At 52.5% G+C, this 23664-nt stretch carries 18 protein-coding genes; 9 read left to right on the top strand and 9 right to left on the bottom strand.

Annotated features, from left to right (window positions below; all coding sequences use genetic code 11):
• Positions 1 to 6: 6 nt before the first annotated feature.
• The 4 genes from B036_RS0110655 (at position 7) to B036_RS0110640 (ending at position 6758) form a co-directional block, all read left to right on the top strand.
• Positions 7 to 1383 carry a DUF4270 family protein gene (locus B036_RS0110655; RefSeq protein ID WP_020568701.1) on the top strand — a complete coding sequence of 459 codons (1377 nt, stop codon included), beginning with the start codon at positions 7 to 9 and terminating at the stop codon, positions 1381 to 1383.
• A 295-nt stretch (positions 1384 to 1678) separates the two neighbouring features.
• Entirely contained in the window at positions 1679 to 3517 is a 1839-nt protein-coding gene (glmS, locus tag B036_RS0110650) for a glutamine--fructose-6-phosphate transaminase (isomerizing) (RefSeq protein WP_020568700.1), read from the top strand.
• A gap of 386 nt (positions 3518 to 3903) precedes the next feature.
• On the top strand, positions 3904 to 4605 hold the full coding sequence (locus B036_RS28910) for a DUF4290 domain-containing protein (protein WP_020568699.1): 702 nt from the start codon (positions 3904 to 3906) through the stop codon (positions 4603 to 4605).
• Positions 4606 to 4688: 83 nt separating this feature from the next.
• The gene (locus B036_RS0110640; RefSeq protein WP_020568698.1) at positions 4689 to 6758 is read left to right on the top strand and encodes a putative porin; all 2070 of its coding nucleotides are present in this window, start codon (positions 4689 to 4691) and stop codon (positions 6756 to 6758) included.
• 162 nt (positions 6759 to 6920) lie between these two features.
• Here the strand turns inward: B036_RS0110640 and B036_RS0110635 are convergent, their stop codons facing one another.
• Entirely contained in the window at positions 6921 to 8177 is a 1257-nt protein-coding gene (locus B036_RS0110635) for a cation:proton antiporter (protein WP_020568697.1), read from the bottom strand.
• A 161-nt stretch (positions 8178 to 8338) separates the two neighbouring features.
• Between B036_RS0110635 and B036_RS0110630 the strand changes: the two genes are divergently transcribed.
• Positions 8339 to 9490 carry an aminotransferase class V-fold PLP-dependent enzyme gene (locus tag B036_RS0110630; RefSeq protein WP_020568696.1) on the top strand — a complete coding sequence of 384 codons (1152 nt, stop codon included), beginning with the start codon at positions 8339 to 8341 and terminating at the stop codon, positions 9488 to 9490.
• A gap of 345 nt (positions 9491 to 9835) precedes the next feature.
• Here B036_RS0110630 and B036_RS0110625 read toward each other — a convergent pair whose 3' ends face one another.
• The 3 genes from B036_RS0110625 to B036_RS0110615 all read right to left on the bottom strand — a co-directional run bounded on the left by B036_RS0110625 (position 9836) and on the right by B036_RS0110615 (position 13007).
• Positions 9836 to 11092, bottom strand: a complete 1257-nt coding sequence (locus B036_RS0110625) for a tetratricopeptide repeat protein (protein ID WP_020568695.1) — start codon at positions 11090 to 11092, stop codon at positions 9836 to 9838.
• A gap of 100 nt (positions 11093 to 11192) precedes the next feature.
• Positions 11193 to 11618, bottom strand: coding sequence for a hypothetical protein (locus tag B036_RS28905; RefSeq protein WP_044102410.1), 426 nt, complete (start codon positions 11616 to 11618; stop codon positions 11193 to 11195).
• Between the two features lie 69 nt (positions 11619 to 11687).
• Entirely contained in the window at positions 11688 to 13007 is a 1320-nt protein-coding gene (locus B036_RS0110615; protein WP_020568693.1) for an ATP-binding protein, read from the bottom strand.
• A gap of 345 nt (positions 13008 to 13352) precedes the next feature.
• On the opposite strand from B036_RS0110615, the gene B036_RS0110610 reads away from it, so the two are divergent.
• A complete protein-coding gene (locus B036_RS0110610) occupies positions 13353 to 13724 on the top strand; it encodes a RidA family protein (protein WP_020568692.1) in 372 nt (123 codons plus the stop codon).
• A gap of 80 nt (positions 13725 to 13804) precedes the next feature.
• On the opposite strand, the gene B036_RS0110605 is transcribed toward B036_RS0110610, so the two are convergent.
• From B036_RS0110605 to B036_RS0110595, 3 genes are all read right to left on the bottom strand, one after another.
• A complete protein-coding gene (locus B036_RS0110605; RefSeq protein ID WP_044102423.1) occupies positions 13805 to 14170 on the bottom strand; it encodes a cupin domain-containing protein in 366 nt (121 codons plus the stop codon).
• 124 nt (positions 14171 to 14294) lie between these two features.
• Positions 14295 to 16574, bottom strand: coding sequence for a TonB-dependent receptor (locus B036_RS0110600; RefSeq protein WP_020568690.1), 2280 nt, complete (start codon positions 16572 to 16574; stop codon positions 14295 to 14297).
• 366 nt (positions 16575 to 16940) lie between these two features.
• Complete coding sequence (locus B036_RS0110595; protein ID WP_020568689.1) at positions 16941 to 17597, bottom strand: class I SAM-dependent methyltransferase; 657 nt, start codon at positions 17595 to 17597, stop codon at positions 16941 to 16943.
• 128 nt (positions 17598 to 17725) lie between these two features.
• Here B036_RS0110595 and B036_RS0110590 point away from each other — a divergent pair, with 128 nt between their 5' ends.
• Positions 17726 to 18166: a hypothetical protein gene (locus B036_RS0110590; protein ID WP_020568688.1), complete on the top strand. Its 441-nt coding sequence runs from the start codon at positions 17726 to 17728 to the stop codon at positions 18164 to 18166.
• A gap of 347 nt (positions 18167 to 18513) precedes the next feature.
• Here the strand turns inward: B036_RS0110590 and B036_RS0110585 are convergent, their stop codons facing one another.
• Positions 18514 to 19251, bottom strand: a complete 738-nt coding sequence (locus B036_RS0110585) for a 3-keto-disaccharide hydrolase (RefSeq protein ID WP_020568687.1) — start codon at positions 19249 to 19251, stop codon at positions 18514 to 18516.
• A gap of 145 nt (positions 19252 to 19396) precedes the next feature.
• Between B036_RS0110585 and B036_RS0110580 the strand changes: the two genes are divergently transcribed.
• Positions 19397 to 21187 carry a DUF5060 domain-containing protein gene (locus B036_RS0110580; RefSeq protein ID WP_020568686.1) on the top strand — a complete coding sequence of 597 codons (1791 nt, stop codon included), beginning with the start codon at positions 19397 to 19399 and terminating at the stop codon, positions 21185 to 21187.
• Positions 21188 to 21384: 197 nt separating this feature from the next.
• Here the strand turns inward: B036_RS0110580 and B036_RS28900 are convergent, their stop codons facing one another.
• Positions 21385 to 22707: a dihydrolipoamide acetyltransferase family protein gene (locus tag B036_RS28900; protein ID WP_044102408.1), complete on the bottom strand. Its 1323-nt coding sequence runs from the start codon at positions 22705 to 22707 to the stop codon at positions 21385 to 21387.
• A 272-nt stretch (positions 22708 to 22979) separates the two neighbouring features.
• On the opposite strand from B036_RS28900, the gene recR reads away from it, so the two are divergent.
• Positions 22980 to 23579: a recombination mediator RecR gene (gene recR, locus B036_RS0110570; RefSeq protein WP_020568684.1), complete on the top strand. Its 600-nt coding sequence runs from the start codon at positions 22980 to 22982 to the stop codon at positions 23577 to 23579.
• Positions 23580 to 23664 lie beyond the last annotated feature (85 nt).

Genomic DNA, 23664 nt, shown 5'->3' with positions numbered 1-23664 from the left:
TCCCGAATGAAACAAACGTTATTCTACCTGAGTGCACTGGTTTTTATCGTGCTTACCTCTTGTACCGAGCCGATTACCGTTGGTAATGACTTGCTGGACGGTGACCGCGCCAACGTTGGTCAAACAACTGATGTACCCTTCACCACCCGGGTTGTGCGAGACGACAGCCTGCTGACTTTTGATGCTGCCAGTAATGTAGCGCTGTCCGGATTCACCTTTGGCCGGTTACAGGATGACGTCTTCGGCACCTGGACACATAGTGCCTACCTGGTTCCTTCCATCCCTAGAAGTACCACAACCGGATTACGAATTGCTCCTCCTTTCGCCTTTACTGAACGGATGGTTGACTCGGTTGTGTTGATTCTCCCCATCGATACCTCCTATGCTTTTTACGGGCCAGATCGGACCTTTGGTTTTAAAGCCACCACTGTTTCCTCCATTGTTGATCTCACCTCAGACTATTACGCGGACGTATCGCTGCCTAACAGCCCCGATGAAATCAACGCAGAAGGTCAATTCTCCGCCACTAGGACGCCCGCCATTCTGTATGATACCATTTACACCAATGGAGACACTGCCACGGCCGCACACATAAGGATTCGCTTTGACGACGACTTCCTGGCTATGGTGAATTCCAGGGACGAAACAACGTTCCAAAACGATACAATGCTGGCTACGTTACTGGCCGGTGTGTTCATTGAGCCTACGGACGATGTGGATGGCTTAGTGGGTATTCGACCTCTGCTTACTGCGGGATCTACGCCATTTACCGGCTTTCACTTTTTTTACCGGGACACTTCAGCTGAAATGACTCCACGGATATACCGTATGCCACTTTCCCTTTGGTTGCCCCAGTACAGGAAATCCTTTACTGGTTCACTTACCGGAGACCTGTTGGCAAATGGCAGTACCTCAACACAACTCGCCATCGGTGGTCAGGAAAGCGTGATGATTGAAATCACCCTTACTGACCTGGCTGCCTTGGACAATAAGGTTATTAACCAGGCTGAAATAAAATTCTTCCAGGAAATTATCGAGGGATATGCGGGAGATTTGTACACAGAGCCGGAGTTTCTTTCGCTGTATTATAATGACGATGAAGGTAACCTTATTTCGATCCGTGACCGTCAACTCCTAAGCCAATCCGCTGGTGTCCTGGACTTCCTGGGAGGAGATGCACAGCGGGATGAAAATGACAACTTATTCTTTCGAAACCGTTTCTCTGTACACCTGCAGGAGATGATCGAAGGAATCGTTCCTAACAAAATCTATCTACGGGTGGTACCTACTGATCGTGATCCTAGCAGGGTCATTCTCCGTGGACCGGGAGCAACGGAACTACCAGCGTCGATAAAAGTCACGTTTACCGAAATTGGCAACTAGGAACCGGTCAAAGAGATTTTTTCCGGGGTAACCAGAAGTATTTTTTCGATAATCTTAGTAGGAAACGAAGAATTAGTTTCTAAAAAGCAGGTTACAGGTCATCACTGTAACCTGTTTTTTGGGGTTTAGTACTTAGCGTTCGAACCTTATTTTGTCTGGTTGGAGACGGCTCTCCGTGACTAAGACAAACTAAGGCCGTCTGTATTACGTTACTATCGCATAAATTGCTCCAGGGGCATTTTCCTGAATCCCGAACATCGCCCCTCTAGTCGGTGGCGCTCATTAAGACTAAATTATGTGTGGAATTGTAGGTTACATCGGTCATAGACAGGCGGATGAACTCATTATTAAAGGTCTAGAAAGGCTTGAGTACCGTGGTTACGACAGTGCTGGAATTGCCATTATTAATAATGGTTTAGCCATTTTCAAGAAGGCTGGAAAGGTGAAGGCACTTCGCAAAATGATCAAGACTTCAGATACCAGTGGTACCCTGGGCATTGGGCATACCCGCTGGGCAACACACGGCGAGCCAAACGATAAAAACGCTCACCCTCACATGGGAAACAACGGTCGTTTGGCTTTGGTACACAATGGTATCATCGAAAATTACGCCGTGTTGAAAAGTGCGCTGATGGCCGAAGGGCATACGTTCTCCAGTGATACGGATACGGAAGTGCTTGTTCATTTGATCGAGGAAATCCAAAAAGAAGGAAACCTGGCGCTGGAAGAAGCGGTTCGCCTGGCCCTCAATCGGGTAGAAGGTGCTTATGCCATTGCCGTGGTCGATCGAAATAACCCTGGTATACTGGTTGGCGCGCGAAAGCAAAGCCCCCTGCTAGTAGGTATAGGCGACAACGAATTTTTCATCGGGTCTGATGCCTCTCCGTTTCTTGACTCCACCAAACGGGTGGTTTACCTCGAGGATGGGCAGGTTGCCTGTATTTCTCTGGAGAAGGGCCTGCAATTAAGGAATACTGCCAACGAAGAACAGCCCCCCTTTATCCAGACACTCGATCTACAGATAGAGGCCCTGGAGAAGGAAGGTTATGAGCACTTTATGCTCAAGGAAATCTACGAACAACCAAAGACCATCCTGGATGCGATGCGTGGCAGGATCAGCAGCAAAGAAAGCCGGGTGACCCTGCGCGGTTTGGAAGAGTATGCCAATCGTTTTGTCCGTGCTAACCGGATCATCATCGTGGCCTGTGGGACCAGCTACCACTCCGGCCTGATCGGAGAATACCTGATCGAAGACCTTGCCCGGATTCCGGTAGAGGTGGAGTACGCCAGCGAATTCAGGTACCGCAACCCCATCCTTAGCGAGCGCGACATCGTGATCGCCATTAGCCAGAGTGGAGAAACTGCCGACACCATGGCTGCCCTGGAACTTGCGAAGCAGAAAGGTGCCATGATTTATGGTATTGTCAATAGCGTAGGCTCCAGTATTGCCCGGCTAACGGATGCTGGCAGTTACATTCACGCTGGTCCGGAAATCGGTGTTGCCAGCACTAAGGCCTTCACCGGCCAGGTAACGGTGCTCACTTTACTTGCTCTCAGCCTGGCCCGCAAGCTCAGCACCATCAGTAACACCTATTTCCAAACCCTGGTCCGTGAGCTGGAGCTTATCCCCAGTAAGGTAGAGGAGATCCTGAAAGAGAATGACCACATCAAGTACATCGCCAAGGAGGTCAAAGATCACCACAATGCCCTGTACCTGGGCCGGGGCTATAACTTCCCCGTTGCCCTGGAGGGCGCATTGAAGCTAAAGGAGATCAGTTACGTTCACGCCGAAGGTTACCCAGCTGCTGAAATGAAGCATGGTCCTATTGCATTGATCGACGAAAACATGCCCGTTTACGTTACTGCTACCAATAAGTCTGCCTACGATAAAATCGTAAGTAACGTACAGGAAGTTGTTGCCCGTAAAGGCCGGGTGATCGCCATTGTAAACAAAGGGGAGAAATTGATCGCTAAGATTGCCGACCATGTAATCGAAATCCCCTCTACTGAGGAGCCCCTGACTCCACTGCTTTCTGTGATCCCGTTACAGCTGCTCAGTTACCACATTGCCGTTGAACTAGGTCGAAACGTGGACCAGCCACGGAACCTGGCTAAGTCGGTTACGGTGGAGTAGTGAATAATTGGATGAGAGAATGAGAGAGAATACTGCCGCACTTACCACTAACTTCGCTACGGTGCACTTTGTGGCTACCTGCGGCGGTCGATTATTCATCATTTGATGACCATCCCGATTGTTTCAACGGATAAGTGCTCATTTTAGCGCTTGATTCGGGTTCCTTGGCTGTTGGGCGAGGAGCTTCTGCTCCAAAGAGGCACCAATTTTCCTTCGGGCACCCCTGGTTAACGCACATTGCTTATTAACTAACTATCTTCGCACCCGCGTCAGCGCCGAAAAAATAATCTTGTAGTCCAGTAGACCGGTAGTCTAGTAGGATAACAAGACATCGGACATCATAAGACGACCTTACTACAAGACTACCAAACTACAAGACTAAAAATATGGAATGGGACATTGCCTATAACACCACCCAAGACGATTTGCTGATTCCCGAGTACGGAAGAACGGTACAGGACCTGCTGCGTAAAGCCAATGCTGTAGAAGGGGCGGAAGACCGCCAGGCCTACGTAGACCGCGTGATCAAACTTATGCTACAGATGCAGCCGGGCATCAAGACGCAGGATAATTACCAGGAAAGGCTCTGGCGCCACGCGTTTCTAATTGCCGGTGAGCCCCTCAATGTGACGATACCAGAAGGCATAACGATAGAAGAGGAGGCCCTTGAAGAGGCTCACCGCCTACCCTACCCTGACCTCAACAGCCGGATGAAGCACTACGGTCAGAACGTGCAACTGCTGATAAAATCGGCTTCCGCATTAGAAGATGGTCCGGAAAAAGACCAGGCGACTTACGCTGCCGCTTACTACATGAAAATTGCCCTGACCAGCTGGGCCTCCGGCCAGTTTGTTAATGAAGAAATGATCCGTAAGGACCTGTACGAACTGAGTGAAAAGAAATTGATGCTCGGTCCGGAAGTGAAAATCGGGGTACCTGATGCCAAACAACCTGAGCAGCACCCAACTGGCCGCAGAAAGAAGCATAAAAAGAAGAAAGGCCGGTCAAACCACAACTCACAGAGCGGCAATCCGCAGGGAGGGAATAGGAATAAGAGCAGAAACAACCGCAACAAGCGGCGGCGGTAGTTTGAGGGAACGATATACTTAAAGTTCCCTTAAGGCCGGGGGAACCCGGCAACGTTCCGACCAAACAATGTCTCTTTCCGCTAATGCCAGTAAACAATTATTTCCTGACCGTCGAAGCCGGCAATCTATGCCCGGCCAAGTTTTCCCCGGAAGCATCAGCCTTGAGGTGGCCCAGCCTGTTGATCGTTTGCCTGTCGGTCTTGTTCGCAGCTACGGTTAATGGCCAAATCATCGATCCCTCTGCCTCCTCCCGCCCACAGCAGGGAGATCCTGATTTTGATGCATCAACCGATCGCCGGGCTGGTCCGCAGGAACAGCGAGAGACGATTCTGGACACCTTTGGTATTTTTCAGTATACCGTTGACAATCCGGACTCAGAATCGAATTGGAGAGATTCCCTGCTTGACGGGTTTCAGCGATATGAACTTGACCGAAAGGTTGATTTCGATTACGCCACCCTTGGCCAGCGAGGCAGTGCAGCCTATCCACTCCGGTACCAGCCAATAAAGAGACGGGGCACCGCCGTCGGTCTACGCCAATTCGATCTCTATCAGCTAGACGGTGAAGACCTTAGTTATTACCGACTGGAACATCCATTTACCTACCTCTCTCATGTGCGGGAGAGCGAGCAGGAAGACAGCTGGACCATTGCTAAATTCAGCAGAAACTTTGCCGATGGAGTGAACCTGGTCCTGGACTACAGCCGCATTAATCAGCAAGGGGAGCAAGATCAATACCCCAGCCAGGCGTTACGAAATACGCACGTCGCTACGGGCCTGAGTATTCGGCCACCGGGCAGTAGGTACAGTGGTTTCTTCAGTTACGCCGCCAATACTTACGAGCAGTTGCAGAATGGTGGTATTGTACCGGCCTCCTTCCTGAATAATGAGGGCAATAACGAGGTAAACAACCTCGCCAACCTGGAGGCCAACCTGGACGAGACGCGGCTTCGGTACAGCTACCGGGAACTGATGGCCACCCAATACCTTAAGTTCGGCGGTAAGCGAGACAGCCTTTCCGGCAACGAAAAACGGGCTTTTACCCTCCGGCACCGATTGCGGTATGATCAACGCCGGTACCGGGTATCCTCCGAGGTAATCAGTCCACTTAATGGAGATACCCTGGAATTTTACCGGCGATTTCCTTCTCTTCTGATCGATGAACGCGGGGGAAGGAACCAGATCGAACATCGTATTATCGAGAATGATTTCACCCTGTCCACCTTCCGGCGGGGAACCTCGGCGGATAAGGCGACTGTTCAAAAAGATGTACTCGAGGCTGGCCTCACCCACATTCTACACCGTATTCAGCAGGACGGGGATTCGACCATAAATAACCTGCTTGCTCACGCACGGGTGGGCCTCAGGCCCAATGATAACCTCAATCTGCTGATTTCCGGGCAACTTAACCTGGTGGGGCAAACGGGTGATTACCGCATCGAGGGAGAAGGAACCCTTGACCTTGGGGTGGGTGGAAAACTGGAACTTAAGGCACTGAATCAGTTGTATGCTCCGGACCTCGTACAACAAGTATATCGCATCAACGGCGAAACAATCTGGAACAACCGTTTTGGGAAAACCCTGGAGTTAAGACTGGAGGGTGCTTATACCCTGCCCCTCGTAAAAATTCGGGCAGGTTTGGCGTATTCTCTGCTCACCAATTACGTTTTCTTCAACGAATCAGGCCAGCCGGAACAGGCCGATGACGTCAACAGTTTATTGCAACTCACGCTGGAGCGTGATTTCAGGTTTGGCCGATGGAACCTGACCAACCGGATACTTTTGCAGGAGGCCGATCAGGACGTTTTCCGCCTCCCCCGCCTGTACGGCGAGCATAGTTTTTACTACTCGGGCAAATGGTTCAAAGTGCTGAATGTCAACCTTGGTTTCGACGTTCGCTATGCGTCCTCTTTCCGGCCCTACTATTTCAACCCGGTGGTACAGCAGTTTCAGCTCCAGGACTTTGAAAGCAGGGGGTTCCAGTACCAGGTCGATCCTTTTTTCAGCATGCGGGTGACCCGTTTCCGCTTCTTCCTCAAGTACGTTCAGGCCAATAATCTTATCCAGCCAGAGAAGTTGCTGTACCTCGCTGCGGAGCATCCTTACCCGGATGAAGCGTTACGATTTGGGGTTAGCTGGCGGCTGTTGGATTAGGAGGAAAGAACCATTCAGGTATTCAGGGCTACACTTTGCAGGTTTCAGAAAGAATCTGGTGGTGTGGACTACCGACTACCTGACTACTAATTAATTAGGGCGGGGCCGCAGGTACAAAGTAAGGGGATAAAAGAGCAAGGGAAGAAGACTTCATTTTTAGCTTCAGGCCTTTCTCCCCATCCGTTTATCTACCCATGAAAGGACGGGTTTCACGCTCAGGCCGTGCAGGAAAATAGAGACCAGCATCGTAAAGTTGACAATGCTCCAGATGGTATCTATCTCAGGAAATTGCTCGGAGTTGTGGGCGTAGGCGAGGTAATACAATGACCCTACGCCGCGTATGCCAAAGTAACTGATGGCCATTTTCTCCACAAACGGCAGCTTGGAGGGCAGGAAGGCGAGCAACCCGGAAAGCGGTCGGATGACCAGCAATACCATGACGCCAATCAGCGCTCCTTGCCACGTCAGGTCTGCCAGACCTCCGGTGGCCGTTATCCCACCAAAGGCGATGAGGAAAACACTGAGAACAGCTTGCTCGACCTGATCGATGGCCTCATAGCTTTGTTGTCTGGATTCAGTATCAGATCCGTTCTGCCTGCCACTAACAACCGCCGCCACGAACACTGCCAGGAAACCGTAGCCTTCTACAATTTCTGTCAGAGAATACGTCAGTAGCGTGGCCGCGAGCACAAAGAAGCCTTCTTCAATTTCTGTATCGTAACGCTCCGCCACACGTTTTTGAAACCCGTTAAAAACGTACACCATTCCTTTCCCCAGCAGGTACCCGCAGAGCGTGCCAACAGCTATCCGGTAGCCAAAATCCCACCACGCCCAGGTAACAAGTGTATCGGTCAGGTTGGTAGAAGCGACAAGGGCAAGAGCCAGGTACACGAAGGGAAAAGCCAGGCCATCGTTCAGGCCAGCTTCAAGGGTAAGGCCAAAGCGTACTTCGTCTTCGGCACTATCATCTTTTGGCGGCCCGACCTGTACATTGGAGGCAAGTACAGGGTCAGTCGGTGCCAGTACGGCCCCGAGCAAAATTGCGGAGGCTGGGGCCAGGCCCAGCAAGGTCCAGCCGAAGAGCGCGACTGCCGCAATCGTCAGAGGCATAGCAATTGCCAATAGGTACCAACCGGTCGACCATGTTTTCCACCCTGGTGCACGCTTCATCTTAAGGCCGGTACCAGCCAGGGAGATGATCACGATGAATTCGGTGATGTATTCCATCAACTGACGGTCGAAGATTCGGTCTTCGGGGTCTATCAGGGGCAAATCCAACGGGAGGCTGAACACCAGGAAGCCAAAAGACACGTAGATGATTGGAAGACTTAATAACCGGTTGCGCAATAAACCTGGAAGGAGGAAGGAACCCAAAAGGGCCAGGCCGGCAAGTAGGAGGAGAAGGATGTGGGTGGACAATGGGCAATGGTTCAGTGTTCTGTTAACAGGATTAAGGGTTAAGGGTTCGGTATTCAGGGACCAGCGTTCAGACAATGGAGCTACTTTTTTTAAAGATTAGCTGCTCCCTTTTAGTTCATTGAAAATCCTACCTTCGTTACTATCCAAAAGCCAACGACTTCATGACCACACCCCTGAAATGCCAACGCGACCTTTTCCCCGAAAAAGCCGTAGCCGGCTACCTCAATGGTGCCAGCAGGGCTCCACAATTGAAAGCCGTTGCGGCAGCGGGCCGAAATGCCATCTGGTTTCGGGAAGAAAGTGCAGCCATGCCCATTCCGGAATTTTTTGGGCCGGTTGAACAAATTAAACAGGCATTCGCCAAATTGATCAACTGCCCGGAGAAAGACCGGGTAGCCATGATTCCGGCAGCGAGTTACGGCATTGCTACGGCGGCAAAGAACCTCCCTTTGCGGGCGGACCAGAACATCATCGTAGTTGAAGACCAATTCCCAAGTAATTACTATGCCTGGGCGGAAAAGTGTAAAGCTGCTGGCGCGGAGCTTCGGGTGGTGGCCCGGCCGGAGGCCGGGGCTGCAGGCAGTTGGTCTGACCACGTTCTGGAAGCCATTGATCGCAACACCGCCGCAGTCGCCATCGCCCAACTCCACTGGGCCGATGGCACCCTGTTTGACCTCAAAGCCATCCGCGAACGAACGGATGATGTGGCTGCCTGGTTGGTCATTGACGGTACACAGTCTTTAGGAGCCTACCCATTCGACGTCCAGGAAATCCGACCCGACGTGCTTTCCTGCGGCGGCTACAAATGGCTGATGGGGCCCTACGGTCACGGATACGCCTACTTCGGCGAGCGGATGGACCACGGCAGCCCGCTGGAGGAGAACTGGGTGAACCGGGCCGGGAGCGAAGACTTCCGCAACCTGGTTAATTATACCGATGCCTACCGGCCGCTCGCCAGCAGGTACGCCGTAGGCGAACACTCCAACTTTTTCATGGCACCGATGCAGTTAACCGCCCTGCAGCAAGTCAATGCCTGGGAGCCAGAACGTATCCAAACCTACTGTGCGGGGCTGTGGAAAGGCGTGGAGCCAATGTTGCAGGAACTAGGTGTGCGCATTCCAACCGAAAGAGCCCATCACCTCGTTGGCTTGCGACTGCCCGCCAGTATTGATGGGGAAAAGTTAGCCGCTGAATTCAGCAAGCGAAAACTAATGGTCAGCTACCGGGGAGACGCCGTGCGCGTTTCGCCTAACGTTTATAATACGGAGGAGGAAATGATGCGGATGGCTATGGCGGTGGCGGCTAGTAGATAGTGGGTATTGCTGCCGCAGGGGGATGCTCGCTTCGCTCGTTTGTTCCGGTCGAGGACTTTCAGTCCGAGTACGAACGGGGCCGAAGGCTCCCGGAGCGGGCAACGGCGGTAGCTGTAAAACGTAGCTCGCGGCAAAGTCGCTGCGCTCCCTTGGCCCAGGTCGGACTGAAAGTCCTTAACCGAGGCTCCTTTAACCTTCCTTTGCACCTGCGGCCGCGCCCTAATTAGTCAATAGTCAGATAGTCGGTAGTCAAATAGTAGCGGCGCTATTGCGAAATCTGCTTAGTGTAGCCCCTACTGTCTTAATGCCTTAGTGGTTATTCTCCCCAACAGACCAATAGTCCAATCACTCCTCCCCAAACGTCCGCCCACTCTCCCGCACCATCATACCATTGATGATGAACTGGTAGGCCAGCAGGGCAAACAAGGAGACATTGACCAGCCATCCGTTATCAAGCAGCAAGCCACCGATGGCGGCCACTGCAAGTCCGACGGTATAGACCGTCAGAATGGTCTTTTGCTGCTGCCGGACGGGGCGCAGGAAGCTACCCAATGGGATGGTGAGCAGCAAGAAAGCAAAGGCTAAACCTTGCAGTAAGGTACCGCCCGACAGCAGGTAACCGAGAAGGCACAGGATGGCCATACCGAGAGATCCTCCCACCAGGGAAGCCATCAACTTGTCTTCCTTATCGAGCAACAGCCGACCATATTGGTTGGTGAGCAGGTAAAAGTTCATGATTGGGTCGATGATCCAGGTAAGCAGGAACAGGGCCACCATCAGGTAAACAACTGGTAGTAGAAACCAGGCTAATTCGGGTTGCTGATTAGCCATCCGGTTGAGGAAATTGACCCCAAACCATAAACCGATCATGATGCCGAAGCTGGCGCCGCCCGACAACTTGCCCATCGCCTCCTTATACTTGAAGTACATGCGGTAGGGCCAGAAGCGTGCCTTCAGCGCTTCCAACATGGCAAAGCGACCGAGTTGGTCGTTGGGATTTATCGAAAGGGCGTACTTCAACCGCTCCAATGCTTCCTCCACCTTACCCTGCCGCAACAGTTGGTAGCCGTGATTAGCGATGGTGGAACTATCTTCCGGGTTGACGTTCAGTGCCTCATTGATCGTCTCCTCCGTGTCGGTGCGACCTAAAAAGCCACCGACATAGATCTTCAGATTCAACGCTTCGGTATTCTGAGCGTCAATCTCCAGCGCCTGATCTGCGTAGTTGATCGCCGCATCGTAATTGCGCTGGTCCAGTTTGATCTTTGCCATCAGCACCAGGGCGTCGTCGTCTTCGGCGTTCATCTCCAATAGCTGCCGACCAAAGCGTTCCGCGATCTTAGGTTTATTGTCGCTCAACTCAATCACCGCCGCCAGGCGCAGCACCGACGGGTTGTCGGGGTGCTCAGCCAGCATTGGCCCGACCAGGTCACGAGCCAGCTTCTTTTCTCCCATATTCAACACCGTATTGATGTAATACAGTTGAGCTACCGGATCATCGGGATGATCCGCAAGGTAGCTTTCCAGCAGCTCACGACTCTCCGGCCAGCGGGCTTGCGACTGGAGTTGGTTTAGGCGTTCTAGTAGGGCGTTGAGTTGCATTTGGGGAAGTTACAGGTTGTAGGTTGCAGGTTGTAGGTTGCAGGTTACAGGTTGCAGGATGCAGGTTGCAGGATGCAGGTTGTAGGTTGTAGGTTGCAGGTTAGGAGGTCGAAACCCCTCTTAATATGTCAAGTTTGTTTGTGGGAGCATCAGGAGACAGAAAATCAGGTATTGTAGTATCGTTTCGCCTAGGCCCTTTCAAAAACTCAACGGGCCATTCGGTCAATCGATTCACCTTAATGTGCTGGTAGGTACCTGGTTCAGGCTCGTTGATATGCTCTTCCTGCAAAACTAAGGCTAACGGTTCTTCCGAGCCCAGGCAACCTTGGTAAAAAGTCATTGCTTCCTGATAATCATCGAATACATAGTAATAATCATCTCCATCCTCCATATCCTCCGCACCGTTCTCCGGGTGGCACCAAACACGATATTCCAGGACTTCGTCCCATACGAAGCCTCCTCCTGCTTTAACCAACGCAGGATAAGTACCTATTAAATCCGGATCCATCACTTCTGGAAAAGTCATTTCTTATCTTTTATTCAAGGCCATCCTGCAACTCTGCAACTCTGTAACTTGGAATTTGCAACCTGCAACTTATTTCAAGTACTTTAGGATATCATCATACAATCCGCTCTTATTAGCGAACATGGCGTAGTTCTTTGCCGTGGTAAACCATTCGGTGGTAGAAGGCCGGTGTCGATCAACGGCAGCCAGCAGGTCTTTGGTGGAGACGGGGCGCGGCGTACCGGTTCTGATCGCCTCTTCGAGGATGCCTTCGATGGCGATGTCGATGACGGCGTTGAGGTCAGCACCGGAGAAGTCTTTCGTCTTTTTGGCCACCTTGGCGAAGTCGACCTTCTCCTGGGGTTTGCCTTCCAGTTTCAGCTTCAGGATGGCCTCCCGGCCATCTGCATCGGGCGGTGGTACGAAGATGATGCGGTCGAATCGACCGGGCCGGCGGAAGGCCGTATCCAGGTGCCAGGGGACGTTGGTGGCGCCGATGATCAGCAGCCCGTCGTTATTGTCATTAATACCGTCCAGCTCCGCCAGAAATTGGTTGATGACGTTACGGCCGGCGCTTTGTCGCATATCGGAGCGCTTTGCCCCAAGTGCGTCTACTTCATCGAAGAACAGGACGCAGGGCTTCTTTTCCCGGGCCAGGTCGAAGTAAGACGCCAGCTGTTTTTCGCTGTTACCGACCCACATGTCGAGGATGTCACTAAGGCCAACATTGATGAAGTTAGCGTCGATCTGCCCGGCGGTAGCCCGGGCGATGAACGTTTTGCCGCAACCCGGAGGGCCATACAGCAGGATGCCACCACCAACTTTTTTGCCATAGCTCTTATACAGATCAGCATGCTTTAGCGGCTGGATGATCTTCAGGTCGATTTCTCGTTTGACACCGTCCATACCCCCAACATCAGCGAAAGACGTGTCAGGCTTTGACATGATCCGCAGATCGTCCTCATCCAGGTCATCGAAGTCCATGTCGTCTAAATCAAAATCGGAGGTTTGCCGAAACGCCTTGTCCAGTTCATCGTCTGCCACTTCCGGATTAGCGTTGATGGCGGAGCGGTAAAGTTCTCCCGCCTGTTGATGATCTCCGTCTTTAAGGTAGCATTTGGCAATCAGGATTCTCGTCTCCGGGCTGATCAGTTCAGGATGTCCCAGCTCCTCAAAGATGATCAGGCAGGCAGAGTTTTTACCCTGCGTGAAATAGACCTCAATGAGCGCCTCCTTAAGGTCGAGGTCCCGGGGTTCCTTCCTGATCAGGAGGTTCAGCTCGCGCTCCAACTCTGTTTCGTGACCGGGCACACCACGTAGTTTGTTGATCAGCAGGCGGCGGATAAAAGCGTTTTCCGGCGAAGCGGCCAGGGCTTCGCGCAAGTCTCTTATTTCTTTGTCTTCTGGCATTTGGGGCTGATTTTTCGGGCAGCGTTCGGGATAAAACGCCTAACTGGTGGCGAAGTTTGGAAGAGGCAACCATTAAGGCATGTAACGCATTAAGTACTACACTAAGAAAGCTTTGTAAAAGTGCCGTAACTACAGGTTACCAACTACTGAATTAATGAAAGAGATCAGGCGCGGACGCAGGTGCAAAAGCAAGTTTAAAAAAGCCGGCAAATAGCCCGCAGCATTGTACCTGATTTTAGTTTCCTCCTGAATGACTGAATGCCGTGAATGGATTCTCACTAAGCATTACCTTAGTGTACATCTTACTTCCTTAGTGTCTTAGTGGTTAACCCTATCTTAGGCCCCATGAAAATCATCGAAAACGAGCACATCCCCCGGCCTTTAGGCCACTACAGTCCGGTAATGGAACACCAGGGTACACTATATATTTCCGGGCAGTTACCAAAGAATTCAGACGGTTCCATGCCAGAGGGTATTGAGGACCAGATGAAGCTGGTGCTGGTAAAGCTTGACCACTTACTAACGCACGCTGGAAGTGATCGCAACCATGTACTTCAGGTGCGGATTTACATCCCGGACGTAGTCTACTGGGAAGCCGTCAACGCCATTTATTCCGATTTCTTTGGTCCACACCGGCCGGCACGTTGTGTTGTACCTAGCCGGGAGTTGCACTATGGATGTTTGGTGGAGTTGGAGGCGGTGGCTTGTACTATTTGATAAAAAACAGGAGAGGAAGATGCTGCTGCGCAGCCAATTGTTCTCACGAAGGGAGGCACAGAGGGCGCACAGAGTAGCCATCATATCCGCTCACAAACCTCCACCGTCAGCTCAGATTTCACGTCGCCGGTATGTTTCGTTTCGGCTGGCTCCATAAGCATCAGCCACACTTCTTCCCCGTCTTTGGTCCGCGGGCGGTGCTCCACGCCTTTTGGCACCACGTAGCATTCTCCAGGCTCCAAGCTTACGGTACTTCCGTCCCGAAAATCCAGGAAAAGGGTTCCGCGGTAGACAAGGAACAACTCATCTTCGTTGGCGTGGTCGTGCCAGACGAAATCCCCCTGTATTTTGGCCAGCTTCAGTTGCTGGCCGTTAAGTTCAGCGATGATCTTTGGTGACCACTGGTCGGTAAACAGGCTGAATTTTTCTTCTATGTTGACTTTCATACGGGGAAGGTAATACATGCAAAATAAGCGCAGAAAGCACTCACCAGTACAAATTATGCCCTCGACTACGGTCGGGCACCGGCCAATTGGATTAAAAGCCAGGTAGCGTGGGGTTCAGACAACCTCACTTCAAACTCCATCGCCACCCCAGGAACCATCTCCGCCCCTGATTGGACGCATATACGTAGGTTGGATCGAAGGTTAACGCTCGCGGATTATTCTCCGTAGCCAGGACGCTCCCATCCTGGCTGAACTCCACCCCTTCGTCAAACGGATCGAAAGACCGGGCGATGCTGTTGGCGGGTGGGGTATAATTCAACATATTTTTGACCCCGCCGTACAACTCCATACCGTTGCTTAAAGTCTTGGTCAACTGAATGTTCTGAGTGGAAAACCAAGGGGACTGGCGCGGACGATCATCAAGCGGACCGAGCAATGGCAGGTCCATCGGTCCGTACACATTTCCGGTGTAATCAAAGCGAAGTTGGTACTTCAGCACCGGGATGCCTAGTTGCCAGACGCCGGAAAAGGTTTCCGTGAGTAATTGCCGCTCCTTCACGTCATTCTCCCGGGTAAAAACATCCTGTAGCGTAAGGCCGGCGTTGAAAGAAGTTCCGTTGGCAAAACTGAGGTCAGTACTCAGGCTAATTCCCTGGGAGACGGCAGCTCCCTCCAGGTTAGCGTAGATGATGGCGTTAGGATTCGTCTCGTAATCCGGAAGGATACGGTTACTGAAATAAGTGTACCAGGTAGCGGCATCCAGGCCGACTACGGTATTCCCCAGGAATATTTTCCGCACATAATTCAGGTTACCGTTCCAGCTGGTCTCTGGCAGCAACTCGTCTTCGAAAATGACTTCCCGGGCACCGGAAAGGGCGGCGTGGTCTTCAGTGAACACATTAGCAACGCGGTAGCCGTTGCCCACACTTACGCGGACCACATTCAGGTTATTACGGGAGTTCCATTTGTAATTCAGGCGCGGCGTTACGATGCCGCCGTGCAGGCTGTTGTAATCGTAGCGAAGGCCCAACAGTAATACATTCTGAGGGCTCAGGCGAATCTCATCCTGTACGAAAGCCCCCGGCAGGTGGATTTTAGAAGGTTGATTAACGCTGGCATCGTCTCCAAAACCGGCCGTAACCGGCGTATTGTCATCATACCAGGTGTAGCGGTACGAAGTGCCGAAAAGGAGGTCGTGTTCACCGAGCGTTTTATTCCAGGTCAGCTGGCCGAAGCCAACGTACTGTTGTGCCTGATACACCGTCTCCCCGTAAACAGAATTCTGATCATGCCCGTTGGCGCTGAACTGAAAGGTTACCAGTTCCTGCACTGGTAATTGATAGGTACCGAAAGTTTCCCATCGATTGGTATAGATACTCTCCCCGTACACGTCATTTCCACCCCGGTCTCCCTTATCCCAACCCAGTTCTCCACCAAAACGGTCTTCGTAAACGTACCGACCGGCCAGAGTAAACGTCCGGCCTTCATCCCGATCAAAAGACCATTTATTGAAGATGGAGATCCGATCCTGCAGCGTCAGATCGGTAAACCCGTCGCCGTTTTTATCTTTTGGTTGCTGGTAGTTAAAGTAGTTGACCCCGACCAGGGCATGGGCCTTCTTCCCTACCCTTGCTTTGAAGCCAAGGTCCGTGTTGACTTCTCCCCAGCCCGAAGCAAAAACGTCGGCGGAAAACAGCGGAGCATCTTCCGGGCTCCGGGTGATCACGTTGATTAGTCCGCCTACGGCTTCGGAGCCGTACAGCGTGGAAGCCGGTCCTTTGACGATTTCCGTTCGTGCGATCAGGCTTTGTGGAATTCCCGTCAGGCCATAAACCGTTGAGAGGCCACTAACGATCGGCATTCCGTCGATCAACACCATCGTGTACGGCCCCTCAAGGCCGTTGATGTGAATATCGCCAGTGTTACAAACCGAGCAGTTCAGTTGTGGTCGCACGCCGTTTACGGTCTGCAGACTCTCAAATACGCTTGGCGTAGGGTTGGCCTTGAAGTACTCAGCGGTGTAGACCTCCACGGGGACCGGGCTATTGGCCCGGCTGACGGCCTTCATGGTACCGGTAACGACCACTTCATCGAGGGTAGAACTGGCGCTTTCCAGCGTGATCGTCAGTTCATTGGTTATCCCTTCTTTCAGCGTAACTGACAGCGTTTGGGGCTTAAACCCCAGGGCGGAGATCAATAGTTGACAACTCCCGGTGGGCAGGTCCTCCAACAGAAAACGGCCGTCGCCCTCAGCCATCGTCCCCTTTTCATTTCCCCGCAAGCCGACAGTCGCATAAGGGACCGGGAGACCAGACTCACCTTGTATGAACCCGGTAATAGTAGCCTGCTGGGCTAAAACTATATTGAAGAGAAAAAGCTGAAGGAGTAATATGGTGTAGCGCATGCGGTGCTTTGATCCGTGGTAGACTCCATATCTCATCACCATTTTCTGGCGCGGACGCAGGAGCAGTGACTTGTCTGGAGGAGCAAATATAGCACACTCGACAACAAAAGTTAGACTAGTCTAACTTTTAATTATTCTATTTTGCAAAAAAAACCGGACCAACCGTCTTTCATCGTCGGAGAGGATTTCGCGCAGCAGCTGACGTGTACCCAGCTTAGTCACCACAAACACTTTGGAGTCGACGGACGCCCCTCCCCTGCTTTCATATCCCAACACCTTGCTCCTGCGGCCCCGTCTTATTAGGAACAAGAAGCAGGAAACTCATATCAGCGTTCAGAAGCCCTTCCCCGTTTTAGCTCACGCTACCTAGTCTTCCAGTACCGCCACCCAGGCAGTGTAATCAAAAATGGCCTCCCGCCGCAATACTTCTTCCCACTCGACCCGCCACCCCCGGGCCTTGAGTGCGGCACGATAAGCCTCCGGCCCGTGCTGCTGAGGATGCAGGGCATCCCCTGGCAATGCCCGAAAAATGGGCAATAAAAACTGGTGGCGATGGACATCACTGGTGAGCACCATCCGGGTTCCCGGATGGGCATGGGCGGTGAGGGCATCCAACGCTTTGCCCCAATCATCGACATGATTGATCGCATTGAAGCAGTAGATGGCATCAAAAGTTTCTTCTTCTGGCAAACCCCTTTCTAGTGGTTGCTGCCAAAATTGTACGCCCGGATAATCGACCTGTTTGAAAACGCTCAGGTCCTTTTCGTAACTATGGAGCAGAGGGTCGAGCGCGGTCACCTTTTCAAGTTCATGCACCAAAATAAATACGCCCGCAGGGCCACATCCGGCATCGAGCACCCGGCGACCAGCGACTGGTTCCCAGTCGAGTTGATCAAGGGTTTTAGCCCAATAGGATCGCTTATCGGCCAGGTAGTCTTCCGGCGACTTACCCTTCAGGTAGCGGCGCCACCAACGGCGTTCCAGGTACTGAGCAACCCGCCAACGAATCGTGTATTTGGCCATAAGCGCGAAAGTAAGGCGGAAAGAATAAAGGGAGGAAAGGAGGGGGTGCAACGAAGTAGGGAAAAAGGGAGGCTAAAAAGGGGAAGGCTGATTGGTAAACACCTTACCTTGAGATAAAATCAACGCAGATGCCACGCCTTCCTAAACTCCTTTTCCCCCTTCTTATTTTTTTCCTTTTATCAGCCTGCGCCGGAAATAACTTTGATGAAGCCACCATTCCACCGGAACAAGTAGCTGCTGAGATGGCATTTAAGCGAATGGCTGACCATGGCGGTATTGAGCCCGTTATTGAAATCGGACAAGAGATAAAAGACTGGCAATTTCACATTGGTGCCTACAGTAAAATGGCCTACCTGGGTGGAGAACCCACGGTAGAATACACCTTTGGGGACCTTTCGGGGATCAAATATACCGTCAGCTCTGAGTCCACTTCTCCCAAGCTCATGAACCAGCTGGAAACGGGCATGTACGGCTATGCTACCGGTCGCTTTGTTTCGGTAGAGCGGGACCTGGCTGGTGGCAAGGTTTATGCTACGGTTGAACTCACGGATTGGCGGGAGCGGCGGTAGCGAGAAGAGGTTGCAGGGGGGCGCTTCGCTCACGTTGCAGGAGTTGCAGGTTGCAAGTCCCCTCCTCCGGAGCACCCCTGCAACTCCTGCAACGTGAGCGTAGCGACCCTGCAACCCCTGCAACCAGAGCGAAGCGACCCTGCAACCCCTGCAACCAGAGCGTAGCGCCCCTGCAACCCCTGCAACCAGAGCGTAGCGACCCTGCAACCCCTGCAACCAGAGCGTAGCGACCCTGCAACCCCTGCAACCAGAGCGTAGCGACCTTGCAACCCCTGCAACCAGAGCGTAGCGACCTTGCAACCCCTGCAACCAGAGCGTAGCGCTCCTGCAACCAGAGCGTAGCGACCCTACAATTCCCGCACCCAAATATTCCGGTAAGCTACCTTATTAGAGTGGTCCTGCAACATGATGCTGCCATTCTCGTGGGCGGTGTACTTATGCAGACCGATGTAGGCGGTCGTGCCTTTGATTTCCCAGTGGTTTTGCACCAGTACGCCGTTATGAAGTACCGTCACGTAGGCTGGGCGAACGACCATGCCGTTCTTATCAAAGACCGGGGCGGAGAAAATGATGTCGTAGCTGTTCCAGTCTCCCATCACGGAAGTAGCGTTGACCAGCGGTGGAGACTCCTTGTAGATGGAAGCAGCCTGACCGTTCGTGTAAGTATCGCTGCCGTTACTTTCCAGCACCTGGACTTCGTAGCGGCCGGAGAAAAACACGCCACTGTTGCCACGCCCCTGCCCTTCCTTGTCGGGCTCATTGGGGCTGCGCCATTCTACGTGCAGCTGAACGTCCCCGAAGTTACGGCGGGTCTGGATTCCTCCAGATCCGGGATTTACGACCAGAGCGTCGCCTTCCTTAGTCCAGGTAACTGCACCGCCCCCATTTACGCTGACCCACTCTTTGGTATCTGCGCCTTTGCCCAGCAGGACAATCGCATCGGAAGGAGGTGGTACGGCAACCGGATCCGCTTTGACCTTAGGTGGTACCGGTTCGTAAAATTCGGTGGCTTTAGGATCGGTGATTTGGGCAGAAACGACCACTGTGCACAGTAACAACAGGGCGGTAAAGATTTGCTTTAGCATGATGTGATTGGTTTGGGGCTAAATATAAGCAGCTTATTCTCCCAAACAATACCCCTTATGGTTATAACCGACAGTACCCGACGGTTAACCAAGCGGAAGCATTTATCTTGCTTTTTGAAAATCACCCATTCTACAAACCGTTATTATGCACCATATTCTCTCCATATTATTGGTTCTGTTTATTTCTTTTTCTGTTTCGGCTCAAGTGGCCGTTAGCGGAGAACAAAAGAAATGGCACAAAATCACCGTGACCGTCGATGGCCCTGAAACGGACGAACAACACGACCACAATCCGTTCCTTCATTACCGTATGGACGTAACCTTCCGTCACGACTCCGTCTCCTACTTAGTCCCCGGATACTACGCTGCGGATGGAAACGCAGGGAATACCAGTGCGACTGGCGGTAACAAATGGAAGGCCCACCTTTCTCCTGATTTCACTGGCGAATGGTCTTACAGCATCAGTTTTCGCGAGGGAGCTAACGTCGCGCTGGCCGACAACCCCCGGGAAGGAGAAGCTGTTTCGAAGGTGGATGGGCTTTCTGGCAAATTCCAGGTTTCTGCCAGTAACAAAACCGGCCGGGACCTCAGAAGCAAAGGCCGGCTATTGTTTCACAACCGGCAGTACCCGGTCTGGGCCGAAACCGGAGAATTCTTCTACAAAAACGGTACCGACGCACCAGAAAACCTACTTTCCTACGCCGACTTCGATGGCACGTTCCACCAGGACGGCCACAAAGACAACATGGTTAAAACCTGGGAGCCCCACCTAAAAGACTGGAAAGCCGGGGACCCAACCTGGAAAGATGGCAAAGGCAAAGCCCTGATTGGTGCCATCAACTATCTGGCCAGCGAGGGACTCAATGCTTTCAGCTTCCTTACCCTAAACATCATCGGCGACGACCAAAACGTATTCCCTTACGTAATCTACGACAACTTTGAACGCATCGACGTTTCAAAAATGGACCAATGGGAAGTTGTCTTTGAACACGGTGACCACATGGGCATGTTTCTGCACTTCAAGACCGGTGAGGTAGAGAATCAGGTGCTGCTGGACGGCGGAGATCTGGGCATACAGCGTAAGCTCTATTATCGGGAACTGATCGCCCGCTTCGGCCATCACCTTGCCCTGAACTGGAATATGGGAGAAGAGAACGGTAAATGGGGTAAAAACTGGAAGAAGCCCTACCAAACGACAAAGCAGCGACTCGACATGGCTCGTTATTTCTTCGAAAACGATCCTTACCGCCATCATGTAGTGATCCATAACGGACAGCAGTACTACGACTTACTAGGCCCCGACAGCAAATACACCGGCATCTCCCTGCAGACCAGTAAGCCGGATTTCCGGGAAGTGTACCCCGCGACCCGGCGTTGGGTGGACCTCTCAGGAAACCAGTTCAACCAGTGGGCGGTAGCAGTAGACGAACCAGGAGACGCACAACACAGCCTTTTACCCGACGAGGACGATGCCAAACATGACATGGCTCGTCAAAATGCGCTGTGGGGCAGTCTCATGGCCGGTGCCTGGGGCACCGAATGGTACTTCGGCTACAAGCACGCGCACTCCGACCTGACCTGTGAAGACTGGCGGAGCCGGGACCTCTTTTGGGACCAGTGCCGCTACCTCCTGGAATTTGTCGCTACAGAGAACGTTCCCCTCCCTGGCATGAAGCCAGCGAATGAACTCACCTCTGGAGACCAGGATTGGGTGCTGGCCAGGGAAAATGATACCTACCTGGTACTACTGAAACTGGGGGAAAAAACTGCTAACCAACTTAAAGTGGGTACAGGAGACTACTCCGTTCGCTGGTTCAACCCACGGACCGGACAGTTTGCCGGAAAAGCCGGGAAGTCTAAATCTGGTATGGTTGATTTGAGTAACCCGCCGTCGGAAGTAGAGATGGATTGGGTGGTGTTGGTAGAAAGGGAATAGGCTTTAGCTGAATCACGAGCTCATCCTGCCGCTGATTGCCCGTGGCAATCAACGCAAACACCCCCGTTCCCTTGCCCGGCGCTACGTACCGGGCAACTATTGTGTAATCGCTGCGCGATAAAGCGCCGTAAAATAGAAGCCGCGTCACTGCAATAGAGCAGTAACGCGGCTTTTCTTTATCCAAGCGTTCAAATGGGTCAGACCATCAGACGAATCGGATCTTCGAGGCAGGCCTTTACGTCGTTGAGGAAGGCAGCGGCGGAAGCGCCATCGACCACGCGGTGGTCGCAGCTAACGGTAACCTTCATCACTTTTCCGGGGACTACTTGTCCGTCGCGGACAACGGCTTTATCCTGGATACCGCCAACGGCCAGAATGGCAGCGTTTGGTGGGTTGAGAATAGCGGTAAATTCTTCAATGCCAAACATTCCCAGGTTAGAGATGGAGAAAGTACTTCCCGTCATCTCCTCATTACCAAGTTTGCGGGCCATTGCCTTACCGACCAAATCTTTCACGTCGAGGTTGATCTGACTGAGCGATTTCATATTGGCGTGACGCACCACCGGCATCATCAATCCGTCGGGAATGGCCACAGCGCAGGAGATATGAACTTCGCCGTTCTCCCGGATGAAATCACCTTGCCAGCTGGAATTCATTACCGGGTGCTTCAGCAGGTTCACAGCGCAGGCTTTAACGACCAGGTCGTTGAAACTGATCTTCACCGGAGCTACTTCATTGATCCGCTTACGGAATTCCCAGATTTTATCCATTGCAATCTCGACCGTAACGTAGAAATGAGGGGCCGTGAATTTAGAGTTGGATACCAGACGAGAAACCGCCTTACGCATTTGGCTGACGGGAGTATCGACATAATTCTCTCCGCTTGCTCCGAAAGCAAAAGCGGGTACATTAGGTGGAGCAGGCGCGGCAGCGGGAGCAGCAGCAGGCGCGGACGCAGGTGCAGGGGCAGCTGCCGGAGCAGGAGCAGGGGCAGACTTCGCTTTTTCAATGTCGGCCTTGACGATACGTCCGCCTTCGCCGGTACCGGTAAGGGTGGAAACATCGATGCCGGCCTCTTTGGCCATCGCTTTGGCTAGGGGGCTTGCCTTTACGCGTTCATCGGAATCCGTAGAAGCAGGAGCTGTTGCGGCAGGCGCGGGTGCAGCTGCAGCGGCCGGGGCAGCAGTTTCTTCTTTTTCGGGAGCGGCAGTTTCTTCTTCTTTTTCAGGTGCCGGAGCACTGGCACCGTCTCCGGCCGCGGCGATGGCGGCCTTCCAGTCTTCGCCTTCCTCACCGATTACGGCGATGATCCCGTCGATCGGTACTGCACCGTTTTTCACGGCAATGTGCAGCAGGACACCATCGAAGTAAGAATCGAGTTCCATCGTGGCTTTATCAGTTTCCACTTCGGCCAGGGTTTGGCCGGCTTCTACTTCGTCGCCTTCGGCGACCAACCAGTCAACAATGTTTCCTTCTTCCATTGTGTCGCTCATGCGCGGCATGCGAATAATCTCGGCCATGATATATCTTTTGGGTGGGCGGCGTTTACCGCAGTATCCTTAGTTTGTATTGAAGGGGCAAATTTGCCACTTTTATGTGGGTATAACAAACAGAAAGGGGGGTGGATTGTTGCTTATTTTGAGGTTTGGTTGAAAATTACGCTTTGTCTGTCCCTACGGACACTGCTCTTTTACCTTTCTTTGCACCTGCGGCCGCGCCCTTTTCTAAGTTCAATCGTTCTTAATCCTACCGGGCAACCAGACAACCCGAAACCTCGATAACGAGACTCTCCATGCAATTCTCCTCCAAACTAATCGAAGAAGCCGTTAACGCTTTCGCCTCCCTACCTGGAATTGGAAAGAAAACAGCTCTGCGTCTGGTCTTGCACCTGGTGCAGCGCCCGACGGAAGACAGTGTACATTTTGCCCGGGCCATTTCCTCGATGCGGGAGAACATTCAGCACTGTACGCAGTGTGGGAACCTGTCTGATCAGCACATTTGCTCCATTTGCCGAGATGCCCGGCGAGACCAATCCCTGATTTGTGTCGTTGAATCCATCCGAGACGTCATGGCCATCGAAGATACCCAGCAGTACCGTGGGCTTTACCACGTTCTTGGTGGCGTCATTGCGCCAATCGAAGGTGTAGGCCCGGCAGACCTCAACATCGACACCCTGGTGGAACGGGCAAAACATGGGGATACCCAGGAGATCATCATGGCCATCAGCCCAACCATTGAGGGCGACACGACCATATATTTCATCAATCGTCAGCTAGAAGGAATTGACGTAACGGTCAGCAACATTGCCCGCGGGGTATCCTTTGGCGGAGAACTCGAGTATGCTGACGAGGTTACTTTGGGGCGGAGTATTGTCTCCAGGACTAAGGTGTGAGGGAATGGGAGAATAATTGAATGGGGGGATAATTGAATGGCTGCCGCTGTTTCCACTCCCTGCGCTGCGCTTGCTCGCTCGGGTG

The sequence above is a fragment of the Neolewinella persica DSM 23188 genome (assembly GCF_000373105.1).
GTDB lineage: Bacteria > Bacteroidota > Bacteroidia > Chitinophagales > Saprospiraceae > Neolewinella > Neolewinella persica.
This window is presented reverse-complemented; position numbering and strand designations above follow the sequence as displayed.

What these genes read in the sequence shown, in the direction of transcription:
- B036_RS0110585 (WP_020568687.1), bottom strand. Translation starts at nt 19,251, where the DNA reads ATGCTAAAGCAAATCTTTACCGCCCTGTTGTTACTGTGCACAGTGGTC.
- B036_RS28910 (WP_020568699.1), top strand. Translation starts at nt 3,904, where the DNA reads ATGGAATGGGACATTGCCTATAACACCACCCAAGACGATTTGCTGATT.
- B036_RS0110630 (WP_020568696.1), top strand. Translation starts at nt 8,339, where the DNA reads ATGACCACACCCCTGAAATGCCAACGCGACCTTTTCCCCGAAAAAGCC.
- B036_RS0110605 (WP_044102423.1), bottom strand. Translation starts at nt 14,170, where the DNA reads ATGAAAGTCAACATAGAAGAAAAATTCAGCCTGTTTACCGACCAGTGG.
- B036_RS0110610 (WP_020568692.1), top strand. Translation starts at nt 13,353, where the DNA reads ATGAAAATCATCGAAAACGAGCACATCCCCCGGCCTTTAGGCCACTAC.
- B036_RS28905 (WP_044102410.1), bottom strand. Translation starts at nt 11,618, where the DNA reads ATGACTTTTCCAGAAGTGATGGATCCGGATTTAATAGGTACTTATCCT.
- B036_RS0110615 (WP_020568693.1), bottom strand. Translation starts at nt 13,007, where the DNA reads ATGCCAGAAGACAAAGAAATAAGAGACTTGCGCGAAGCCCTGGCCGCT.
- B036_RS0110580 (WP_020568686.1), top strand. Translation starts at nt 19,397, where the DNA reads ATGCACCATATTCTCTCCATATTATTGGTTCTGTTTATTTCTTTTTCT.
- B036_RS28900 (WP_044102408.1), bottom strand. Translation starts at nt 22,707, where the DNA reads ATGGCCGAGATTATTCGCATGCCGCGCATGAGCGACACAATGGAAGAA.
- glmS (WP_020568700.1), top strand. Translation starts at nt 1,679, where the DNA reads ATGTGTGGAATTGTAGGTTACATCGGTCATAGACAGGCGGATGAACTC.
- B036_RS0110595 (WP_020568689.1), bottom strand. Translation starts at nt 17,597, where the DNA reads ATGGCCAAATACACGATTCGTTGGCGGGTTGCTCAGTACCTGGAACGC.
- B036_RS0110590 (WP_020568688.1), top strand. Translation starts at nt 17,726, where the DNA reads ATGCCACGCCTTCCTAAACTCCTTTTCCCCCTTCTTATTTTTTTCCTT.
- B036_RS0110655 (WP_020568701.1), top strand. Translation starts at nt 7, where the DNA reads ATGAAACAAACGTTATTCTACCTGAGTGCACTGGTTTTTATCGTGCTT.
- B036_RS0110625 (WP_020568695.1), bottom strand. Translation starts at nt 11,092, where the DNA reads ATGCAACTCAACGCCCTACTAGAACGCCTAAACCAACTCCAGTCGCAA.
- B036_RS0110600 (WP_020568690.1), bottom strand. Translation starts at nt 16,574, where the DNA reads ATGCGCTACACCATATTACTCCTTCAGCTTTTTCTCTTCAATATAGTT.
- recR (WP_020568684.1), top strand. Translation starts at nt 22,980, where the DNA reads ATGCAATTCTCCTCCAAACTAATCGAAGAAGCCGTTAACGCTTTCGCC.
- B036_RS0110640 (WP_020568698.1), top strand. Translation starts at nt 4,689, where the DNA reads ATGCCAGTAAACAATTATTTCCTGACCGTCGAAGCCGGCAATCTATGC.